Annotated in this window: 4 protein-coding genes and 1 pseudogene; 4 read left to right on the top strand and 1 reads right to left on the bottom strand. The window is 71.7% G+C overall.

Annotation, left to right across the window (positions count from 1 at the left end):
* Positions 1-883 (top strand): helix-turn-helix domain-containing protein (locus ASJ79_RS17805; protein ID WP_067957807.1); only part of this gene is annotated, 883 nt, incomplete at its 5' end.
* Between the two features lie 4 nt (positions 884-887).
* Here ASJ79_RS17805 and ASJ79_RS17800 read toward each other — a convergent pair.
* Complete coding sequence (locus ASJ79_RS17800) at positions 888-2,402, bottom strand: FAD-dependent oxidoreductase (RefSeq protein ID WP_067957800.1); 1,515 nt, start codon at positions 2,400-2,402, stop codon at positions 888-890.
* A 78-nt stretch (positions 2,403-2,480) separates the two neighbouring features.
* Between ASJ79_RS17800 and ASJ79_RS17795 the strand changes: the two genes are divergently transcribed.
* The 3 genes and pseudogenes from ASJ79_RS17795 to ASJ79_RS17785 all read left to right on the top strand — a co-directional run.
* Positions 2,481-3,938, top strand: a complete 1,458-nt coding sequence (locus ASJ79_RS17795) for an aminotransferase class I/II-fold pyridoxal phosphate-dependent enzyme (protein WP_067957803.1) — start codon at positions 2,481-2,483, stop codon at positions 3,936-3,938.
* A 58-nt stretch (positions 3,939-3,996) separates the two neighbouring features.
* The gene (locus ASJ79_RS17790) at positions 3,997-4,665 is read left to right on the top strand and encodes a phosphodiesterase (protein ID WP_067957797.1); all 669 of its coding nucleotides are present in this window, start codon (positions 3,997-3,999) and stop codon (positions 4,663-4,665) included.
* Positions 4,662-5,402: pseudogene (locus tag ASJ79_RS17785) on the top strand (hypothetical protein); the annotation flags it as partial. The gene ASJ79_RS17790 and the pseudogene ASJ79_RS17785, both read left to right, overlap by 4 nt.

Genomic DNA, 5,402 nt, shown 5'->3' with positions numbered 1-5,402 from the left:
CACCAAGATGTCCATCAGCGCGGAGGACGGGGAAGATGCGTGCGCCCGCGTCGACCGGCGCTGGCTCGGACCCGTCAGTTTCGACGAATGCCGGCTCGCCTTCCGCATGTCCTACGACGCCGCCCCGCTGGGCCGCATCTGCCTGTGCCGGGTGCACGACGGGCACATCGAGGAGGACTTCCCCGGTGAGCCGCCGGACGTGTTCGCCCCTGGTGACGTCACCCTGCTCTCACCTCCGGAGCTGCCCTACTCAGGCCGGGTCTTCGAGGCCACCTACGACCTGACCATGTTCGACACCACGCTGCTGGACAGGGTCGCCGCGCCGCAGCGGGGCCGCGGCGGGTCCGTGCGTCTGCTGGGTCACCGGCCGGTGTCGGCGCAGGCGGAACAGCGGCTCAACGCCGCCATCGAGTACGTCCGCACGGTGGTGCACTCCGACGGGCCCGCGCCGACCCCCCTGGTGGCGTCCACCACCGCGTCGATGCTGGCGGCCGTGGTGCTCTCCGCGCTGCCCACCAACGCCGCCACCGAACCCACGCCGACCGACCGCAATGACGCCAAGCCACCGCTGCTGCGGCGCGCGGCCGCGTTCATCGAGAGCAACGCCGACGGCGACATCGCCCTGACCGACATCGCCGAGAGCATCCACGTCACACCCCGTGCGCTGCAGTACATGTTCCGCCGGCACCTGGGCATGACCCCGATGGAGTACCTGCGTCGGGTGCGCCTGGACCATGCCCACCGCGAGCTCCTCGACGCCGACGCCGGAGCCACCACGGTCCAGATCATCGCGGCCCGTTGGGGATTCGCCCACACCGGGCGCTTCGCGGCGATGTACCGGGAAGCCTACGGCCGCAACCCTTCCGAGACGCTGCGCACCTGACCGGCTAGCTTCCGGTCAGGCCGCGGGTCGCCGGCCCCTCCAGCAACGAGCCGTCGGGGGCGAACCGCGAACCGTGCAAGGGACATTCCCAGGCGCAGTCGGAGTTGTTCCATTTCACGATCCCGTGCAGATGCGGGCACACCGGCGACACCGTGCGCTGCACCCCGTCGACGACGCTGGTCGCCCGGCGCCGCCACGGCGGGCCGTCGACCGCGCCCTCACCTTCGGCGAGCGTCCCGGTGCGACCGCGGGACGGGCCGAGCCAGCCGTTGACCATGTGCAGGCCGATCTTCAGGTTCGCTTCCAGCGCGGTCGGGATCCCGCGCAACTCGTGGGTCCGCCAGCTCGCGAAGGTCTGCGCCCAGTCCATCCGTCCGCCGAGGATCCTGGCTGACAGCGCCAACGCCGCCGCCACCCCGTTGGTCATCCCCCATTTGTCGAAACCCGTTGCCACGAGCAGACTCTCGTATCCGGGAAGGATCGGGCCGACGAACGGGATCTCGTCGTCGGGATGGTAATCCTGCGCCGACCAGTAATGTGTCCGCACCGCGCCCGGATAGTGCATCGTGGCCCAGCGCGACAGTTCGTCGACCGCTTTTCGGGGGTTGCCGGCCCTGCCGACCGTGTGCCCCGCCCCGCCGACGATCAACTTGTTGCCCGCCCCTGTGGGGGCGTACCGCACCGAGCGGGTCGGGCTGTCCACGGCGATGTACATCGATGTCGTGAAGTCGCCGGGGACGTCGAACGCCAGGCAGTAGGACCGCTCCGGCTCGACCCGCGCGAAGAACAGGCCGCGGTCCAGGATCGGTGTCCCGGTCGCCAGCACACAGTGCTCGGCGGCGATCGAGAACTGTTGCTCACGGGTGTCCTGCTCGGTGCCGGTGAGCCGCAGCCGGACCCGGACGGGGCCGGTGCCCGCCGCGGTGGTGGCCCGCACCCCCTGCAGCAGGGTGCCGCCGTGCTTCTCCAGTTCGGTGACCAGGCTGTTGAGGTACGGCATCGGGTCGATCTGCGCCTGCTCCCGCACACGCACCCCGCCGCGGAACGGGAACGGCACGTCGGCCTCGTCGACCCACTGCGCGTCGACGCCCGCGTCCCGGCACGCCGCCAGCACGTCGCGGGCCGTGCTGATCCCGGATTCGCCCTGCGCGTAGGAATGGTCGTCCTCGCGCTGGTGGTCCAGCCCATGGTCGTCGCAGTACCGGATCAGCCAGTCCCGCCCCTCGGCGTTGCCCGTGACGTAGGCACCGAGGACGTCACGGCCGTGCTTGGAGCGGACGCGGGCGAGCTTGGTGCCCTGCAGCACGCTGACCTTGCCGGTGGTGTTGCCGGTGGTCCCGGCGCCGATCCGGCGCGCCTCGACCACCACCACCTTCTTGCCGGCGCGTGCCAGCAGCACCGCGGTGGTCAGGCCGGTGATCCCGGCGCCGATCACCACGACGTCGGCGGTGCCCACCCGCGCCACCTCGTCCGGGGTGGACGGGGTCTCGATCCGGTTGTCGGTCCACAGCGAGGGCATGGCGCGCGGTTTACCCGGTGCGCCCCTGCTCAAACCGCCGCCGGGTTTGCCCGTCACCGCAACGGGAACGCCGCCGTGGTGGATCAGTCACAGGCACCGATGCTCGACGCGCTCACCGATTACCACCGGCGCGATCGCTACGGCTTCACCCCGCCCGGGCACCGGCAGGGCCGGGGCGTCGACGAACGGGTGCGCGACGTGCTGGGTGGCGAACCGTTCCGCAGCGACGTGCTGGCCAGCGGTGGTCTGGACGACCGCCGGATGCGCGGCGGGTTCCTCTCCACTGCCGAGGAGCTGATGGCCGACGCCGTCGGAGCCGACTACGCCTACTTCTCCACCTGCGGCAGCTCGTTGTCGGTGAAGGCTGCCATGATGGCGGTCGCCGGTGGGGGTGACGGTCTGCTGGTGAGCCGCGACAGCCACAAGTCGATCGTGGCCGGGCTGATCTTCGGCGGTCTGCAGCCGCGATGGATCACGCCGCAGTGGGACGCCGAGCGCCACCTGTCCCACCCACCGTCGCCCGAGCAGGTGGAGGAGGCATGGCGGCGTCACCCGGACGCCGACGGTGCGCTCATCGTCAGCCCGAGCCCCTACGGCACGTGCGCCGACCTGTACGGCATCGCCGAGGTGTGCCACCGCCGCGGCAAACCGCTGATCGTCGACGAGGCGTGGGGCGCTCACCTGCCGTTCCACCGGGACCTGCCGACCTGGGCGATGGACGCCGGCGCCGACGTGTGCGTGGTCAGCGTGCACAAGATGGGCATGGGCTTCGAGCAGGGTTCGGTGTTCCACGTGCAGGGCGGCCTCATCGACCGCAATCGCCTGACCGCCTGCGCCGACCTGCTGATGACGACCAGCCCGAACGTGTTGGTGTACTCGGCCATCGACGGCTGGCGGCGGCAGATGGTCGAGCGCGGGGAGGTGCTGCTCGGTGACGCGCTGAAGCTCGCGCGCACCGTCCGCGCCAGCGTCGACGACCTGCCGCAGGTGACGGTGATGGACGACGATTTGCTCGGCGAGCAGGCCTCGCACGACCTCGACCGGATGCAGGTGCTGATCGACGTGTCGGCCACCGGCACCACCGGCTACCAGGCGCACGACTGGCTGCGGGAGCACTGCCGGGTGGACGTCGGCATGAGTGACCACCGCCGGATCCTCGCGACCCTGTCCACCGCCGACGACAGCGCGACCGCGGCCAGGCTGCTCGATGCCCTCACCGCGTGGCGGTCGGCGGCCGACGACTTCACCCGGCCGCCGCGCATCGAGCTCCCCGCACCGGACGAGCTGCAGCTGGAGACCGTGATGCTGCCGCGCGACGCGTTCTTCGGCGCGACCGAGATGGTGCCTGCCGGGCAGGCGGCCGGGCGTGTCTCGGCCGAGCAGATCACCCCGTACCCGCCGGGCATTCCGGCCGCGATCCCGGGCGAGCGTCTCAACGACACCGTCGTCGACTACCTCCGGTCGGGCGTCGATGCCGGCATGAACGTCCCCGATCCGGCGGACCCGTCGCTGAAGCGGTTCCGCGTGGTGGCCTGAACCCCGGCGGGTGCCGAGCGGCCCGTTTCATCGGCCCGGAAGCGGGCAGACAGGAGGCGTGACCATCTCGAACCTGACCACGTTGCCGCTGAGGGCCGGCGCAGCCCTGCGGGACAAGAGGATCTTCCACCCCACCGGTGTTCTCTGCGGCGGCACCGTGACGCGTCTGGCGCCCGCCGGTGAAGGCCTGCCGCTGGTGTCCGGTGAGGTCGTCGGACGCATCTCCAAGGGCGTTGGGACGCCGAGAGCCCTGCCGGATTTCGCGGGGCTGGCCTGGCGGATACCGGCCGACGCGGACGGGCCGAACCCCTGGGACGTGCTGACGGTGTCGTCGGCGGCCCGCGTCGCGCTGCGACCCGTCGCGTCCTGGCCGGCGGCGCAGTACTCGACGCTGATGCCGCTCGGCTATCGCGACGGCCTGTTCTGGGTGCGGGCCCGGATGCGGACACCGCTGGGCGGCGACGGGCTGTCGCTGTCCGCGGTCAGCGAGCGCGTCCGTCACGACACCGTCGAGTTCACCATCGAACAGGCTTACGGCACAGGACCTTTCGTCAACCTGGCGACGTTGACGTTCGACCGTGAGCTCTGCGCCGACGACCCGGGGTGCGACCAGCCCTTCGATCCGACGGTGCGCAGCGGCACCGAGGTGCGTCTGCTGCCGCGCTGGCTGACCTCGCTGCGGCGCGCCGCGTACCGCAACAGCCGCGAAGGACGCGGGGCCGAATGACCTCCGCGCCCCGGCTCACCGGGATCGACGCGCTGTCGGCACTGGCCGACCTCGGGCTGCCGTCGATCGCGGCAGGTCCCATTGCCCGGCGCAGGCACGTCGTCGGCCTGCTGGACCGGTTCGACGCCGACGCCCGCGGGGTGCGGCGGCTCCAGACCCTGCGGCACCGATTCGGGCGCGGACCCGTCGTGCTGGCCATCCCCGGCCGGCGCATCGTCGTACCCGTCGATCCGGCCGACGTGGCCGGCGTCCTCGACCAGTCGCCGTATCCGTTCGATCCGGCCAGCTGGGAGAAGCGCCACGCGCTCGGGCAGTTCCAGCCGCACGCGGTGCTGGTCTCCCGCGGCGACATCCGCGCCAAACGCCGCCGGGTCAACGAGGCGGCCCTCGACACCGGCTCGGAGTTGCACCGTCTGGCCGCACCGTTCCAGGACGCCGTCGAAGAGGAGGCGTCGCGCTTCGCCACCCGGGCGCTGGGAACGGGGGGATTCGACTCGGCGCAGTTCGTCGTCGCATGGTGGCGGCTGGTGCGGCGGCTCGTGCTGGGCGCTGCGGCCCGCGACGACGAGTCGATCACCGATGACCTGTGGCGGTTGCGCACCGCCGGCAACTGGCCGACCGGATCCACCGCGCCCGCTGCCGGCACCTCGGCCAGCGCACCCAGCAGGCTGTCGGGATCGGGGTCCTCGGCGTACCGGTACAGCTGGGCGAACAGGCGTTCGCGGCGCCGCGGGTGC

The sequence above is a fragment of the Mycobacterium sp. NAZ190054 genome (assembly GCF_001545925.1).
GTDB lineage: Bacteria > Actinomycetota > Actinomycetes > Mycobacteriales > Mycobacteriaceae > Mycobacterium.
The sequence above is the reverse complement of the archived record's forward strand: the minus strand, read 5'-3'. Positions and strand labels throughout refer to the sequence as shown.